This window comes from Arcicella aurantiaca, assembly GCF_003148625.1.
Classification (GTDB): Bacteria; Bacteroidota; Bacteroidia; order Cytophagales; family Spirosomataceae; genus Arcicella; species Arcicella aurantiaca.
On sequence record NZ_QGGO01000020.1, the window covers coordinates 1 to 15614 of the forward strand.

At 35.6% G+C, this 15614-nt stretch carries 8 protein-coding genes; 4 read left to right on the top strand and 4 right to left on the bottom strand.

Features of this window, described 5'->3' with window-relative positions; translation table 11 throughout:
• From LV89_RS25610 to LV89_RS16905, 3 genes are all read right to left on the bottom strand, one after another.
• Positions 1-232 (bottom strand): hypothetical protein (locus tag LV89_RS25610; RefSeq protein WP_211321223.1); only part of this gene is annotated, 232 nt, incomplete at its 3' end.
• 460 nt (positions 233-692) lie between these two features.
• Positions 693-2213 carry a gluconokinase gene (locus LV89_RS16900; RefSeq protein ID WP_109744104.1) on the bottom strand — a complete coding sequence of 507 codons (1521 nt, stop codon included), beginning with the start codon at positions 2211-2213 and terminating at the stop codon, positions 693-695.
• A gap of 115 nt (positions 2214-2328) precedes the next feature.
• Positions 2329-3207, bottom strand: a complete 879-nt coding sequence (locus LV89_RS16905; RefSeq protein WP_109744105.1) for a helix-turn-helix transcriptional regulator — start codon at positions 3205-3207, stop codon at positions 2329-2331.
• Positions 3208-3392: 185 nt separating this feature from the next.
• Here LV89_RS16905 and LV89_RS16910 point away from each other — a divergent pair, with 185 nt between their 5' ends.
• The 4 genes from LV89_RS16910 to LV89_RS16925 all read left to right on the top strand — a co-directional run bounded on the left by LV89_RS16910 (position 3393) and on the right by LV89_RS16925 (position 10967).
• Positions 3393-6587: a SusC/RagA family TonB-linked outer membrane protein gene (locus LV89_RS16910; RefSeq protein ID WP_109744162.1), complete on the top strand. Its 3195-nt coding sequence runs from the start codon at positions 3393-3395 to the stop codon at positions 6585-6587.
• Between the two features lie 147 nt (positions 6588-6734).
• The gene (locus LV89_RS16915; RefSeq protein ID WP_109744106.1) at positions 6735-8273 is read left to right on the top strand and encodes a SusD/RagB family nutrient-binding outer membrane lipoprotein; all 1539 of its coding nucleotides are present in this window, start codon (positions 6735-6737) and stop codon (positions 8271-8273) included.
• A 238-nt stretch (positions 8274-8511) separates the two neighbouring features.
• Complete coding sequence (gene gnd, locus LV89_RS16920; protein ID WP_109744107.1) at positions 8512-9408, top strand: phosphogluconate dehydrogenase (NAD(+)-dependent, decarboxylating); 897 nt, start codon at positions 8512-8514, stop codon at positions 9406-9408.
• Positions 9409-9548: 140 nt separating this feature from the next.
• Positions 9549-10967, top strand: a complete 1419-nt coding sequence (locus tag LV89_RS16925; RefSeq protein WP_109744108.1) for a gluconokinase — start codon at positions 9549-9551, stop codon at positions 10965-10967.
• A 388-nt stretch (positions 10968-11355) separates the two neighbouring features.
• Here the strand turns inward: LV89_RS16925 and LV89_RS16930 are convergent, their stop codons facing one another.
• Positions 11356-15540: a hybrid sensor histidine kinase/response regulator transcription factor gene (locus LV89_RS16930; protein ID WP_109744109.1), complete on the bottom strand. Its 4185-nt coding sequence runs from the start codon at positions 15538-15540 to the stop codon at positions 11356-11358.
• Positions 15541-15614 lie beyond the last annotated feature (74 nt).

A 15614-nucleotide genomic window follows, 5' to 3' on the forward strand; every position in this document is an offset into this window, starting at 1 on the left:
AACCAACATACTCAAACAAATATCTGTTAAACGTCTTAAAATCAAATGAATTGGAAAAATTAGAACGATAACTTTCTGAACTCATTTCTCCTTGACGAGATAGATTCTCAAAAGTATATCGACCCTTCAAAGACAACCAGGTTTGTACTAACTCTAAAAAAAACTTGGCTTGCCACTTGCCAATCAATGACATTTTTCTCAATATTGCACTCGTGAGTGTTTCTACGCTCATGGGGTAAAGTTTGGTTAGTTCGCAAAACAAAACTAAAACTTTACCCTTATTTTTTTAAATGATACTCAAAATCGTAGCGAAGTATTGATAAGTTATCTGGATAATTTTTATTCCAAAATCTTGTAGAACTTCCCGAAACAATATCCATTGCGGGTAAAGAACTTTCGGGAAGTTGAAGAAACTTATTAAACACTGTATTTAAGCATTACCATAATCATAAACTTTGATTTTCAAAGATTTACGTAAATTTCGTACAAGGCTAAACTTGATGGAGTAGGAGGGGGCAAAGCCAAATAAAAACGCTGACAAATGTTTTATACCTTGCCAGCGTTTTTTAATGATTATACTTAACGGATTGAGATTTGACAAAAGGAACTATGTAATCTATTGGTTTTTAGTAGTTTACTTATTCGCTTATTCGCTTTTTCGCAAGTCGCTTTTCGCTGAGTATAATTAAACCTTAATCTTGTTGTTGAAGGGTGACAATCTCTTCAAATTCATCGGTAAGTTTGTAGCTTAACTTTTCAAAAATCTTGAAATATTTCATGTAAGTTTCATGGTTTTCATTTCGAGGTTGATACGTTTCTTCTGATTTTACCGTAGCTGCCGCCTCTTCTAAATTCTGATAAACGCCCAATTGCGTAAGAGCCAACAAAGCCGTTCCCATTGCCACACTGTCACGATGATTGTTTATATGGATTGTTTTTCCAAACATATCCGTTAAAATTTGAGTCCATAATGGTAAAGTCGCATACGCTCCGTTGATATAAATACTGTCAAAATCTCGATGCGTTTCAAGGATTTTACCAATGCTATAAACTTCAAATAAAATGCCTTCTAAAGTAGCCCTGACAAAATGTTTTTGTTGGTGATTGATATTTAAACCAAAATATAGTCCACGAGCGTTGGCGTTCCAAAGGGGAGCTCTTTCTCCTAATAAATAGGGTAAAAAAAGTAATCCGTCAGCCCCTGCTTTTACTTGTGCGGCTTCTTTGAATAAGTCGTTGAGTACGTCTTCAAAATCTAAATCTCCAGAAAAATTACCAAATTGACGAGCAAACCATTCAAAAACGACCCCACCATTATTGGTTGGTCCTCCAGAAACATAATGCCCTTCTGCTAAAAGATAGTTAAAAAAACGCTGTTTTTCATCTCGTAGAACGTCCTTTCCTGCAACACGCACGGCACCACTCGACCCAATTGTGATGGTTGCTTTTCCTGCACTAACAATACCCGCCCCAAGTGTTGCCAAACACCCATCACTCGCCCCAATAATAATGTGCGTTTTGTTTGGTAAACCGAGCGTACTGCAAATTTCTTTTTTCAAAAATACTTGCGAATTAAATACAGAAACGGGTTCAGAAAGACGGTCGGCAGTAATACCTGCAAAATCAAGAGAGTCTTGATGCCATTTAAGTTTATGAATATCAAAAAAACCTGTCGATGAAGCAATGCTGTGGTCAATTACATATTCGCCCGTTAATTGCTTGATAATGTACTCTTTAAGTGAAATAAATTTATAAGTCAGTGCGAATCTTTCTTGGTCATGATTTTTTATCCATGAAATTTTCATCAAAGGAGACATTGGGTGAATTGGCGTACCTGTTGTGTGAAAAATACTATCACTTTGAGGCAAAGTTTTTAGTAAACTTGCCTCTTTTACACCTCTATTATCAGCCCAAATAATGGCATTACCTAATGGATTCCCGTTTTTATCAACTGGTAAAACACTGTGCATTGATGAACTGAAACAGATAGTTTTTACCTTGTATTTCTTCGGATGAATATACTCATTCAACAAATTTTTGAGTATGTATAAAGTGGTTATATATATTTGTTCGGGGTCTTGTTCGCTGTAATCAGGTTGCGGGTGAAAAGTAGGATACGAGCCTTTTTTGCAGCAAATAACCTTCCCATTCATATCAAAAGCATGAATTTTAACGGTTGAAGTATTTATGTCGATGGTAAGCAGACAATCCATGTTTTTTTAGTTATGAGTTATGAGGTATGAATTTTGAAATTTAGCATAAATCGTGAACATCAAAGATTGTATTGATTCAAAATTTATTGCGAAGACCTCATAATTCATACCTATTTTATTCTTTTTTTCTAAACTCACGAGGCGTATAACCCGTTAGTTTTTTGAAAGTTGAGGAAAAATGTTGTGATGAATAAAAGCCTGTTTCCAATGCTATATCGGTCAAACTTAAATCTTCACGGTTTAATAATTTAATTGCTTCCGAAATTCTAATATTTATGAGATAATTCAAAGGTGAAAATCCAGAAAATGCTTTTGCTTTTTCAGTAAATGCCGTTGTGCCTAAACCAACTAATCCTGCCATTTCTTCAACTGTCCACGGATGAGCAAGATTTTCTCTCAAAGTCTGTTCCAATTTTAAAAAAGTTTGAGGGAAATCTCGCCTGAGATTATCCTGTTTACTCAAATGCCTAACCGCCGTAATTAACAATTCATCTATTAAATGATTGATGCGGGTACGGTAGCCTAATTCTTTAGAAAATAATTCTGAAGCAAGGTTTTGAAATAATTGCTGACAGTTTTTTAAACGACTCAAAACAGGCTTTTTATTGAGCGACAACAGTTTACCGATAACTCTTTGGTCGGTTTCTGAAATGCCACTCCAATCTCCCAAAATCAATTCTCCAGTCGGTTCAAAGAGTTTTGGTTTTATCGTAATCCACATTAATGAACCAATATCATAAGCTCCTTTAGTGCTTCCAATTGACTGCCATGGACTGGTCACAGAAATATCATTCGGATAGAGTAAAAACTGCTGTCCGTCAATATTCCAATCAAATTTTCCTTCAGTAATCAAGCAAATTTTAATGCCTTCGCTTGCTTGAATTTCCTGAGAATTGAGCTGAATATTTTGAATTTTATGGTTGGCAAAGTCAATAATGTGCGGGAAAGAAGCTAATTCTTTCGACTTTCCTTGGCACAAGATAAATGGATTCATCGGTTATCAAAAATCGTCGAGTAAAATTAGGTCAATTATTCATCAAAATATTACAAAATCCACCGCCGTAAATAAATGAAAGTTTTTCTTTAAATAATGATGAATTTTTGCATCGTTGACTTCCTGAAACTTAACAAATCTTAACTCAAAGTTTATTCAAAATCACTCAATTAACATTAATGAATATGAAAAGAATTAGACTAAATGGTCTTTATATACCACAAAATCTATCCAAATCTGTTTTGGCGATAGTTTTTATGTTATATACAATTGTGTCATTTTCACAAGATTTAGCCATTAAGGGACTTGTCTCTGATAAATCTAATGGTGGAATTGCAGGCGTAGCTGTAAAAATTAAAGGCACCAATAGAGGAACAAGTACAGATGCCGTTGGAAATTATAAAATTGCCGTTGGCAACGATGCGACCCTTATTTTTAGTGCCGTTGGTTATGCAACAAAAGAGGTAACTGTTGGTAGTAAAACAACAATTGATGTTGTATTGGTTGAAGATAATAAAAATTTAGAAGAAGTAGTGGTAACGGCTCTCGGTATCAAAAAAGATGCGAAAAAAGTCGGTTATGCCGTTTCTACTATCAATCGTGAGGCTTTAACTGAAAATAGAACGCCCAATTTTATGAACGCTTTGCAAGGACAAATTGCAGGTGTAAACATTGCTCCTTTGGGAACTGGCCCTGCTGGAACGTCTAAAATTAGAATCAGGGGACAAAGTTCTATTTCGGGTCAAAATAGCCCTCTAATCGTTGTGAATGGTATTCCGATTGATAATACCAACTTTGGTACAAACCCCGGTAATGCCGCATCTGATAATTCAATTGGTGTGCGTGGCGGTGGAAATACATCTGATGGTGGCGATGGACTTTCAAGTATAAACCCAGATGATATTGAAAACATGACCGTTTTGAAAGGTGCAACCGCAGCAGCACTTTATGGCTCACGTGCGAAAGATGGGGTAATTATGATTACGACTAAAACAAAGGGTGATTCAAAAGGAATTGGCGTTTCTTTAAACTCAAATTTTACCAATGATACGCCTTTAGATTTTACAGATTATCAATACGTTTATGGTCAAGGTGAAAACGGAATTCGCCCAACGACAGCTAATCCAACTTCGGGACAATGGTCGTTTGGAGAAAAATTCCAACCGGGTATGACCCAAGTGCTTTTTGATGGTGTAACTGTGCCTTATGTACCTGTATATAACAGAATTAGAACGTTTTTTAGAGATGGAACTAACTTTACCAATACGGTTTCTATTTCTTCAAACACCGAAAAAGGTGGACTTACGTTGTCGTTTGCTAACATGGATAACAAAGGAATTGTGCCAAATAACACGTTTAACCGCAAGACGATAAATTTGGGATATGCTTATGATATTACTAAAAAACTAAGTATTTCGGGTAACGTAAATTATTCAAATGAGTTTAATAAAAACCCGCCTAATATTGCCAACCAAGATAACTCAATTCCAACGGCGGTGTATAATATGGCAAACTCAATGCCTTTTGATTTATTAGATGCTAAGAAATTTGATGCCAATGGCGACGAGTACGTTTATTCAAGATTTAAAAACAGAACCAATCCGTATTTTACGCTTTCTCAACAATTTCAAAATATCACCCGTGATAGAATTTTCGGAAATATCTCAGTAAAATATAAATTATTAGATTGGCTTTCGGTTCAAGGTAGAGTGGGGCAAGATTATTGGTCACGTGACCAAGATTACAATAACTTCCCAACGGGACAAGCCTCTCTTACACCTGCTCCTGTGGGTTTTGTCAATGGTGTTTATACCCAAGAATCTCGCAGATTCAGAGAAACTAACGCCGACATTTTATTAATGGCAAGCAAAACTTTTGGAGATTTTGGTATTGACTTGAACCTTGGAGGTAACCAAATGTATCGTCGTTCTGATGTAAACTCTACCCAAGTAACTGATTTTGTGGTTCGTGATTTATATACTGTGATGAACGGACGTGTAAAAGACCCCATTTATGGATTGTCTGAAAGGTCAGTAAATTCAATTTATGGTTCAAGTGAATTTTCTTACAAAAACTTTTTATTCTTGAATGTTACTGCCAGAAATGACTGGTTCTCAACGCTTTCAAAAGAAAATAGAAGCATTTTGTATCCTTCAGTATCAGGTAGTTATGTATTTTCTCAATCATTATCAAACATTCCAGATTGGTTGAGTTTTGGAAAACTGAGAGTTGCTTATGCAGAAGTAGGTAGCGATACTGACGTTTCTCCATATTCAAATAATTTATTTTACGCCATCAATGCCAACTTATTCGCCAATCCAGCGGGTAACCTACAACCAGTTGGTGGTTCTTCTGGAGCAACAGTTCCAAACGCTAATTTGAAACCAATGCGTACTTCTGAGTCTGAAATTGGTTTAGAATTAAAATTATTCCAAAATCGACTTGCGATAGATTTATCGGCATATCGTAAAGTTACCAGCGACCAAATTGTTTCAGCACAAATTTCTGATGCCTCAGGTTTCACCAATTCATTGATTAACAGTGGTAAAAGCCAAACCAATGGTTTAGAAATGTTATTGAACTTTTCGCCCGTAAAAGGTAAAGACTTTCAATGGAATGTAACCATGAATGGTTCGTATAATATCACAAAAGTATTGAGTTTGACGACCGATAAAGAAGGCGAAAGAATTACGACAGGAACACACGTTTTTAACGGTGAAGTTCGCCAAGTAGTTGGACAAGAAATGGGACAAATTTATGGTTTTGGTTTCAAGAGAAATGCCCAAGGACAAATGATTTTTGGAACAAATGGTATTCCATTAAGAACTCCAGATTTAATTTCTTACGGCAGTGCTTTACCAAAATGGATGGGTGGAATTACTAACTCGTTTAATTACAAAGGATTAACACTTTCATTCTTGATTGATTTCAAATTGGGAAATATGATGTTGTCAGGTACAAATTTCAATGCGGTGCGTCATGGTTTGCACCAAATGACTTTGGAAGGTCGTGAAGGCGGAGTTGTAGGCGTAGGTGTTACTGAAAAAGGGGAGCCAAACACCGTTAAAGCTCCTGTTCAAGATTATTGGTCGGTGGTTCGTTCACAGGCAATTATTGAGCCTGTGGTTTATAACGGTGGATATTGGAAATTACGTCAGATTACGGCGGGTTACGATTTAACTAAATTCTTGCCAAAATCATTCCCTGTAAAAACGCTTAAATTGAGCTTAACTGCCAATAATGTATTCTTGATTAAGAAATGGGTTCCAAATATTGACCCTGATTCATTCGGTTATTCTTCTGATAACTTGGTGGGTATGGAATCAACGGGTTTGCCAACTACTCGTAGTATTGGGTTTAATTTGAATGCTAAGTTTTAGGGTTGGTACGTAGTTTTGGCACGTAGATAAAATGAAACCAAAAATATTTCAACTTTCGGAAAGTTTACGGAACTCTTTTTTACAGTCTATCTATTCTCTGTGACTCTCCGAGAAACATATTATTTCAAAAAATAAAAGAAAATTCTTATGAAAATTAGATATAAATATTTTAGTAAAATCACCATTTTAGGCGTTATTCTTAGCGTTTTTGTGAGTGGTTGTGACAAAGGTTTTGATGAATTAAATATCAACAAAACGGCTGCCACGTCAATTAATCCCGTTTTTACTTTAAATAACGCTACCGTAAATACTTCGTTTCCTGCGGCAACTATTATTTATGAACTTGGCATTGTGCAACAAATGGTTTCGCCCAATTCTGGGGTGTTAGCAGGTGCGAATTATAACCAAGATATTCGTGATAATACCCAACAAAATTGGCAACGTTATTATCGTTCAGTAATTCGCAATACTTATGATGTAATCTCAACGACTAAAAACTTGCCAGCCAGAAGTAATCTTTACAACATGGCTCGTATTTTACAAGCGTATAGTTTTTTAGTTTTGACAGATTCTTACGGTGATATTCCTTACTCAGAAGCAGGGAAAGGCTATATAGACCAATTGGTTTCTCCAAAATACGACGCACAACAAACCGTTTACGCAGGAATTACTAAAGAATTGACCGAAGCAATTGCCGCTTTGGATGCTTCAAAAACGATAGAAACTGCCGATGTTTTGTATGGTGGAAATATCGCACTTTGGAAGAAATTTGGGAATTCTGTTTTGCTTCGTGCAGGAATGAGATTGACTAAAATTGATGCTACACAAGCTCAATCAATTGTTCAAAAGGCTTTTCAAGCAGGAATTATGGAAGTTAATTCTGATAATGCGTTTATCAAGCACGATGCCAATTATTTGAATGCTTTAGGACAAACACTTAATTCGACTGAATCGAGTAATATTTATTTGGGAGCTCCATTTGTTAGTTTTTTACAACAAACCAACGACCCAAGATTAAAATCAATTGCTTTAAGATACGTTGGTGCAAAATCTGGAAATGACCAAACATCTGCTCGTGCAACTACTGACCCAACGCAACAAATTGGAATGCCTTTTGGCTTTGATAATGGCTCAATTGGAACGGAAGTTACGAAATCAAAATTGGCAAGTTTTTATGATTATAGTCAAGTTGACCGTACTCGCATGGCAAAAACGACTTCGCCAATGTTCTTGGTAACGGCTGCTCAAACGCAATTACTATTAGCAGAAGCCGCCCAACGTGGCTGGATTACAGGAGCAACGGCAGAATCTTTCTTCAATAAAGGTGTAAAATTGCACATGGAGCAAATGGCTTTGTATGATGCTAATTCGGCAGTTTCTGCTTCGGCAATTGATACTTATCAAAAAGCAAATCCATACAATGCAAGTACGGCTTTGGAACAAATAAACACGCAATATTGGGTCGCTTCTTTCTTGAATGGTCCAGAAGCATTTGCGAATTTCAGAAGAAGTGGTTTCCCTAATTTAGCTCCAAATCCGTTTCCTGGTAAAAGTATCAAAGGTAATTTTATCAGAAGATTAACGTATCCAAATTCAGAAATTTCGGTCAATAGCGTAAATGTCAAAGAAGCTATCACAAGAATGGGAGCGGATGATTTAGACGCAAAAGTTTGGTGGGATAAATAGTAAAACAGGTATAGCTAAAAAAAGAATCGGACGATTTGGTAGTGGCGAATAGCATTCGCCCAAGTCATAAATTGAATGTAGGTGAATGCTATTCACCCCTACCAAATCATCCATTTTTTACGTAAGAACTTATAAAATACATTACAAATCAACCTTTCAATCTCATAAACCTCATAGACTTCATGTTTTCATGGAGTCTTTATTTTACCTTTGAAGAATTAATTATAAACAAAAGAATATGCAAATCGGAATTATAGGATTAGGCAAGATGGGATTTAACCTTGCCCTTAATTTAAAAAGAAATGGTTATGACGTGGTTGCTAATGACGTAAACCAAGATTTTGTTCAAAAAATAGCTGCTGAAGGAATCAAAACAGGCAATTCTATTGAAGAATTATGTAAACAATTGACCAACCGAAAAGTAATTTGGTTGATGGTTCCTGCTGGTGAAATTGTAGATAAAGTAATTGAAGCCTTATTGCCATTTTTGAATCCTGCCGATATAATTATTGACGGAGGAAATTCTAATTTCAAAGAATCAAAAAGAAGATATAATTATCTGAAAACTAAAAATATAGACTTTTTAGACTGTGGCACATCTGGCGGAACTTCTGGAGCTTTAAACGGAGCTTGTACCATGATTGGCGGTGAAAATGAAGTGTTTGCTTATGTGGAAAAAGTATTCAAAGATATTTCTGTCGAAAATGGATATTTACACACAGGAGCAGCAGGAAGCGGACATTTTACCAAAATGGTTCACAACGGAATTGAGTACGGAATGATGCAAGCCATTGCAGAAGGTTTTGAGGTTTTTGAACATTCTGAGTTTGATATTGATTTCCAAAAAACGGCTAAAATGTTCAATCATGGCTCAGTAGTTCGTGGTTGGTTGATGGAATTAACGGAAAAAGCTTTCTCAAAAGACCCACAATTAGATTCAATCAAAGGCATTATGCACTCGTCGGGCGAAGGAAAATGGACTTTAGAAACAGCCTTAGATTTAGGCGTTCCAACTCCCGTAATTGCGATGTCCGTAATGATGCGTTATCGTTCTCAAATGGAAGATACTTTCTCTGGAAAAGTAGTTGCAGCCCTCAGAAATGAGTTTGGCGGTCATGCGGTTGAGAAGAAATAATAATTAGACCACAGATTTAACGGATTAAACAGATTTACGCAGATTTTATTGAATATTTACTCAGTGTAAATCTGTATAATCTGTTTAATCAGTGGTCTTTTTAATCGACGCAAAATTCTTATCGTTACAATATAGAATCAATGAACCATTTTTATATAGGCATAGACATTGGAACAACTGCCACAAAAGCAATGGTTTTTACCCAAGAAGGCAAAGTGGTTAATCATTGTAGTATTTGCTACGAAATGTACCACCCTCAACCCGATTGGAGCATCCAAAAACCATCTGAAATTTTATCGGCAGTTTTAGCATGTATCAATAAAGTATCCACAAATATTACTTCCCAATTTATCAGTTTTAGCTCGGCAATGCAGAGTATTATTGCCATTGATAAAGATGGAAATCCTCTGACAGATATTATTTTATGGGCTGATAATCGAGCAAATGAAATTGCCAATAACCTAAAAAATAGCGATTTAGGAAAAGCATTTTATAAAAGTACAGGTTTGCCCATTCATACATTTTCTCCGATGACCAAAATTCTTTGGTTAAGAGAAAATGAACCCGAAATTTTTGCTAAAACCCACAAATTCATCAGTATAAAAGAATATGTTTGGCATCAACTCACGGGCGAATATGTGATAGATTCTTCGATGGCTTCTGGGACAGGAATGATGAATATTGAAAACCTACAATGGGATTCAACCATTTTAAATCATCTTGGTATTCGTGAAAATCAACTTTCTTCTATTGTTTCTCCAAGACATACGGCTAACAGTTTAAAGCAAAACTTTACTTTAGTTTTAGGTGGGGGAGACGGTGCATTAGCCAATTTGGGAACAGGAGCAATGCAGAAAGGTAGAATGGCTTTAACAATCGGCACAAGCGGGGCAGTTCGTTTGCCAATTGATAAACCATTTATTGACCATAAAATGAGAACACAATGTTATCATTTAGTTGATAGTCAGTACCTTAAATTGGGGGCGGTCAATAACGGAGCAGTTATTTTACAATGGTTAAAAGAAACTATTTTACAGTCTGAAGAATCATTTGAAGAGCTTTTAACCAAAGCAGAATTAGCTCCTGCGGGGGCAGATGGACTAATATTTGTCCCTTATTTATTGGGAGAAAGAGCCCCTATTTGGGATGCTTCAGCACAAGGAACTTTGTTAGGAATTACGATTAATCATACAAAATCTCATTTTATTAGAGCAACCATTGAAGGGATTTTATTCGGTTTATTGAGCATTACGGAAGTCTTAATGCCTGATAAAAAAGAACGTGATGAGGTGGTGATAATGACCAGTGGTGGCTTTACAAAAAGTGATTTTTGGTTACAACTTACGGCGGATATTTTCCAGATGAAAGTGGTTGTTACGCAAGATATTGAAAGTTCAGCTTGGGGGGCAGTTCTTATCGGTTTTATGGCTTTCGGTATCGAAGCAAGTCAGCAAGAGATGGAAGAAAAAGTATTTATGCCCAACGCTAATAATTTTACAGTTTATCAAAATAATTTCAACAAATTCAAAAAAGTATATGAGGCTTTGAAGGATTTGTAAGCATTGATTTTACCTTAATTCTACATTGGCACTCTTGAAAAATTGCCCTAAAAATAACCGTAGGCTTTTCAAGAGTGCCAAGGTAGAATTAATAAATTTCGGAACAATAAAGGGTTTGTCACAAGACAAACGATAGACCACTGATGAAACGGATTATACTGATTTTCACTGATTTTACTTTATACTAATTTTAAAAAGGTATTGCATATCTGAGTCTCAACGGAAGTCGTCGTTTTGAACGACGACTTCCGTAAAGTACACATCAAATCTTTAAAATTGGTATTATTTTATCAGACTGTGAGTCCCAGACTGTGTGTCCCAGTGTAAATCTGTATAATCAGTTCAATCTGTGCTCTAAATTTGTCTGCGACCAATACACAACTCAAAACTAACCTATAATTCCCTTCGCATTTTCTTCTGAACCAAATTTTGCATATTCAGATGGACTTACGCCAAATTCTTTTTTGAAGCAAGTTCTAAAATATTGAAGGTCTGTAAAACCCACCTCATAGGTTATTTCTGATACATTTAATTGTTGTTGTTTTAGTAGTTGTGCTGCCCGTTTAAGACGCATATTTCTAACAAATTCAACCGCCGTTTGTCCTGTCAGTGCCTTAATTTTTTTGTAAAGTGGCATTCTGCTCATACCCAATTCTTTTCCAAGGTCTTCTACTCGAAAATCGGAATCTGAGATATTGGCTTCAATACAAACCAATACTTTTTTCATGAATAATTCATCTAAAGGCGTAATCGTAATTTCGGAAGGTTCAAGAATTAATTTCCGACTTTGTGCAAAGCGTTCTGCTAATAATTTTCTGGAATTAATTAAGTTTTTAACTCTGATTTCCAACTCATTAGAGTCAAAAGGTTTTGATACATAATCGTCTGCTCCAGTTTCAAGTCCTTCTATTTTATTGGCAGAATCCGTTTGGGCAGTCAATAAAATAAGCGGAATATGTGAGGTTTGAACGTCATTTTTTAACGCTCTACACATATCAATTCCATTCATTTTGGGCATTAAAATATCTGAAATAATTAAATCTGGTATTCTTTCCAAACATAATTGTAGCCCTTCTTCTCCGTTTGTGGCTTCAATTACATTATATTTTTTACAAAGCCTTACATGAAGATAATTTCGTACATCGTCGTTGTCTTCTACCAATAAAATAAGCGGTTGTAGTTCATCATTTTGAGTATCCGTTGAGGTAAGTGCCGAACCGTCAACCATTGAAATCGGCTCAAAATCGGTAATAGTTCCGTTTTGCTGAGCCAATTTTGCAGGCGTTTGTTGAATGCTTGCACAGATTGGCAATAAAATACGGAAAGTAGTTCCTTTACCAATTTGGCTTGTCACATCAATTGTTCCTTGATGGAGTTCAACCAGTTCTTTCGTTAGAGCCAATCCTATGCCTGAGCCTTCACTGGTATGATGTTTATGAACTACCTGATAGAAATGGTCGAAAATGTAATTTAAACTATCTGCTGGAATGCCAATGCCTGTGTCAGAAACGAGTATTTCTACAAAACGAGTTGAAGCCTCTTCCAATGTTTGAATGGATAATTCTATGCTTCCAACTTCGGTAAATTTAAAGGCATTGGAAAGTAAATTGGTAACTATTTTTTCAAGTTTATCAGCATCTGCCAATACAAAAATGGCATCTTCCGAGCAGTTTAATTCATAAGAAATTCCTTTTTTATGGGCAAAAGAATCGAATGATAAAAAAATGGTTTTTAGAAAATCTATTAAGTTGAATTTTGTAGAAACAAGCGTCATTTTACCAGAATCCAGCTTTGATAAATCCAGTAATTGGTTGATTAATCGTAATAAACGTTCAGAGCTTCGTATCATTAATTGATATTGATTTTTGTAATTTCCCTCAAATTGCTCTTGATACATATCTTTCAAAGGACTCAATATCATGGTTAATGGAGTTCTAAATTCATGAGAAATTTTAGCAAAAAAACTTGATTTTAAGCGTTCCATTTCTTGCATTTTGGTGAGTTCTAAATGCTCCAATTTTAAATCACTTTCAAGTCTTAATTGCTTAATAATGAGCTGTCTGTACCACCACAATAAGGCAATGGCTATCAGGCTGTAAAACAGATATGCCCACCAAGTTTTCCACCAAGGAGGTAATACATGAATGCGTAGTTTGACCTCCGTTTTGTCGTTGGTATCTACTCTTTTAACACGAAAAATATATGAACCCGAAGGTACTTTGGCATAGCTTGCACTTCTGTCCATGCTTGTGGTTTTCCATGTTTTGTCGTAGCCTTCGAGCGTGTATGTAAAAAGTGCATTGGGTGCTGAATAGTTTAAGGAGGCAAATCCGATACTAAAATCGTTGTTGTCGTGCGATAAAGTGATGGTTTGGGTTTCGCTAATATGTTTTTCTAAAGGAGAATTAGGTTGATTTGGCTTAACGAGTAAGTTGTTGATTTTGAGTTCTGTCAGATAAAGCGGATATTGTTTTTTATTGTCTCTAATTTTTTCTGGATAAAAGCTATTATAACCATTGATTCCTCCGAAGAAAAATGCTCCTGATTTACTTTTGAAAAATGCCCCTTTTAGAAATTCGGGAGATTGCAATCCATCAGCCACCGAATAGTTTATGAATTTTTGCGTTGAAGGGTTAAATTTTGAAATTCCTTGATTGGTACTAATCCAAAGAAAGCCTTTAGAATCTTCTAAAACGCCATTAATCACATTGTCGGGCAGTCCGTTTTCTTTAGAATATTCAGTAAAAATGTTTTTGTTGTAGTCAAACTGATAAAATCCTTTACTTGTACCAACCCACAAATTATGTTTGCTATCTTCGGTGATTGTGTTAATCAAATTACTTCCAATTTGCCCCGATTTGTTGCCTTCAAACTTATGATGTGTAAAAGAAAAATTGCCATTTTTACGGTTAAGTTTATCCAAACCGCCACCATTTGTTCCAATCCACAAGTTTTTACGACTATCCTCAAATATTACTGAAATTAGGTTACTTCCCAAGCTATTCGGAGTATTGGGCTCGTTTAAAAATTGCTTGAAAGAATCCGTTGTCGGGTCATACAAATTGAGTCCGTCATAGTACGTTCCAACCCAAAAATTCCCAAAACTATCTTCATACATGGCATAGACATTTTTACCTTTCATATTTACCCCTTTGCTATCAGTATGTAAATAGTGTTTGAAAGTACGGGTTTGGGCATTGAACAAATTGAGTCCACCGCCCCATGTACCAACCCACAAACGCTGTTGTTTGTCGGTATGCAACGAAATTACGGCATTGCTACCAAGACTATTTTTATCTTTTGGGTTATAAAAATAGTGGGTGTATTGGTTAGTTTTTTTATCAAAATAACGAAGTCCGCCCCCGTCTGTACCAATCCAAAGATTACCCAATTGGTCTTCTTCAAAACAAGTTACATCGTTGTTGGTAAGCTTTTGATTTCCCGCAATACTTACATTATAATGTTTGAATTGTTTTTGATGAAAATCCCATTTATTAAGTCCTCTGTTTCTAACGCCAAGCCACATTGCTCCAGTTTTATCTCGATACACCGACCAAACAGAATTGCTACTAATACTGTATGGTTGGAGAGGGTCAGGGTAAAGATTAGAAAAAATCTGCTTTGTTTGGTCATAAATATATAAGCCATTGAGTTGTGTGCCAATCCAAATTCTCCCTAATAAATCCTCTGAAAGACAAACGATTACGTTATTGCCAAGACTATTGGGGTCGAGTTTTTCGTGCTGATAATGTTCAAAATAGATACCATTGGGAATTTGAACTAACCGATTCAACCCATTTTGTGTACCTACCCAAATTTGTTTTTTTGAATCTTTAAAAACAGTATTGATAACATTATTACTGATAGATTTAGGATTATGCCCGTCGTTGAGATAAGAAATCAGTTTTTGATTCTTTTGATCAAAACGTTTAAGTCCACCGCCTTTTGTACCCAACCAAAGATTAAATTGTTCATCTTCAAAAATCGCTGAAATATTATTATTGCTGAGGCTTTTAGCATTTTTATTGATGTATTTAAAATAAACAAAATCCTGTTTTTCTGGTACATAATAGTTTAAGCCATTTTCGGTACCAATCCAGAGTTTATGACGATAATCTTCATAAATACAAGTGATATTATTGTGACTAATATGCCCTCCTTGTGGCGTACTTTTAAAACGTTTGAAGGTTTCGTTTTCCTTATCAAATAGATTTAGTCCGCCCTCCATTGTACCTACCCAAAGATTACCTTTAGTATCTTCAAAAAGCGTAGTTATGTAATTGTGACTAATGGAGGTGCTATCCGACAAAATGTTTTCAAAAGTGGTAAATTTTACGCCATCATACCGATTCAGTCCATTCCTTGTTCCAAACCAAAGAAATCCTTTTTTATCCTGTAAAATACAAGTCACTGTACTTTGAGAAAGTCCTTCCGAAATATGCTCAAATTTAATATTTTGAAAAGCATCAAACGCTTGTGCAAATCCTCCCGTAACACTGCTTATCAACAGTATTATTGATAGGAAAAACTTGAAATAAAGACGTATTCTTTGAGAAGGTATTAGTTGATTCATTTTGAAAAATATATTGGAACAACTGTGTCAAATAATCTTGCAATATTACTTTTTTATAGACTTAATAACCATTG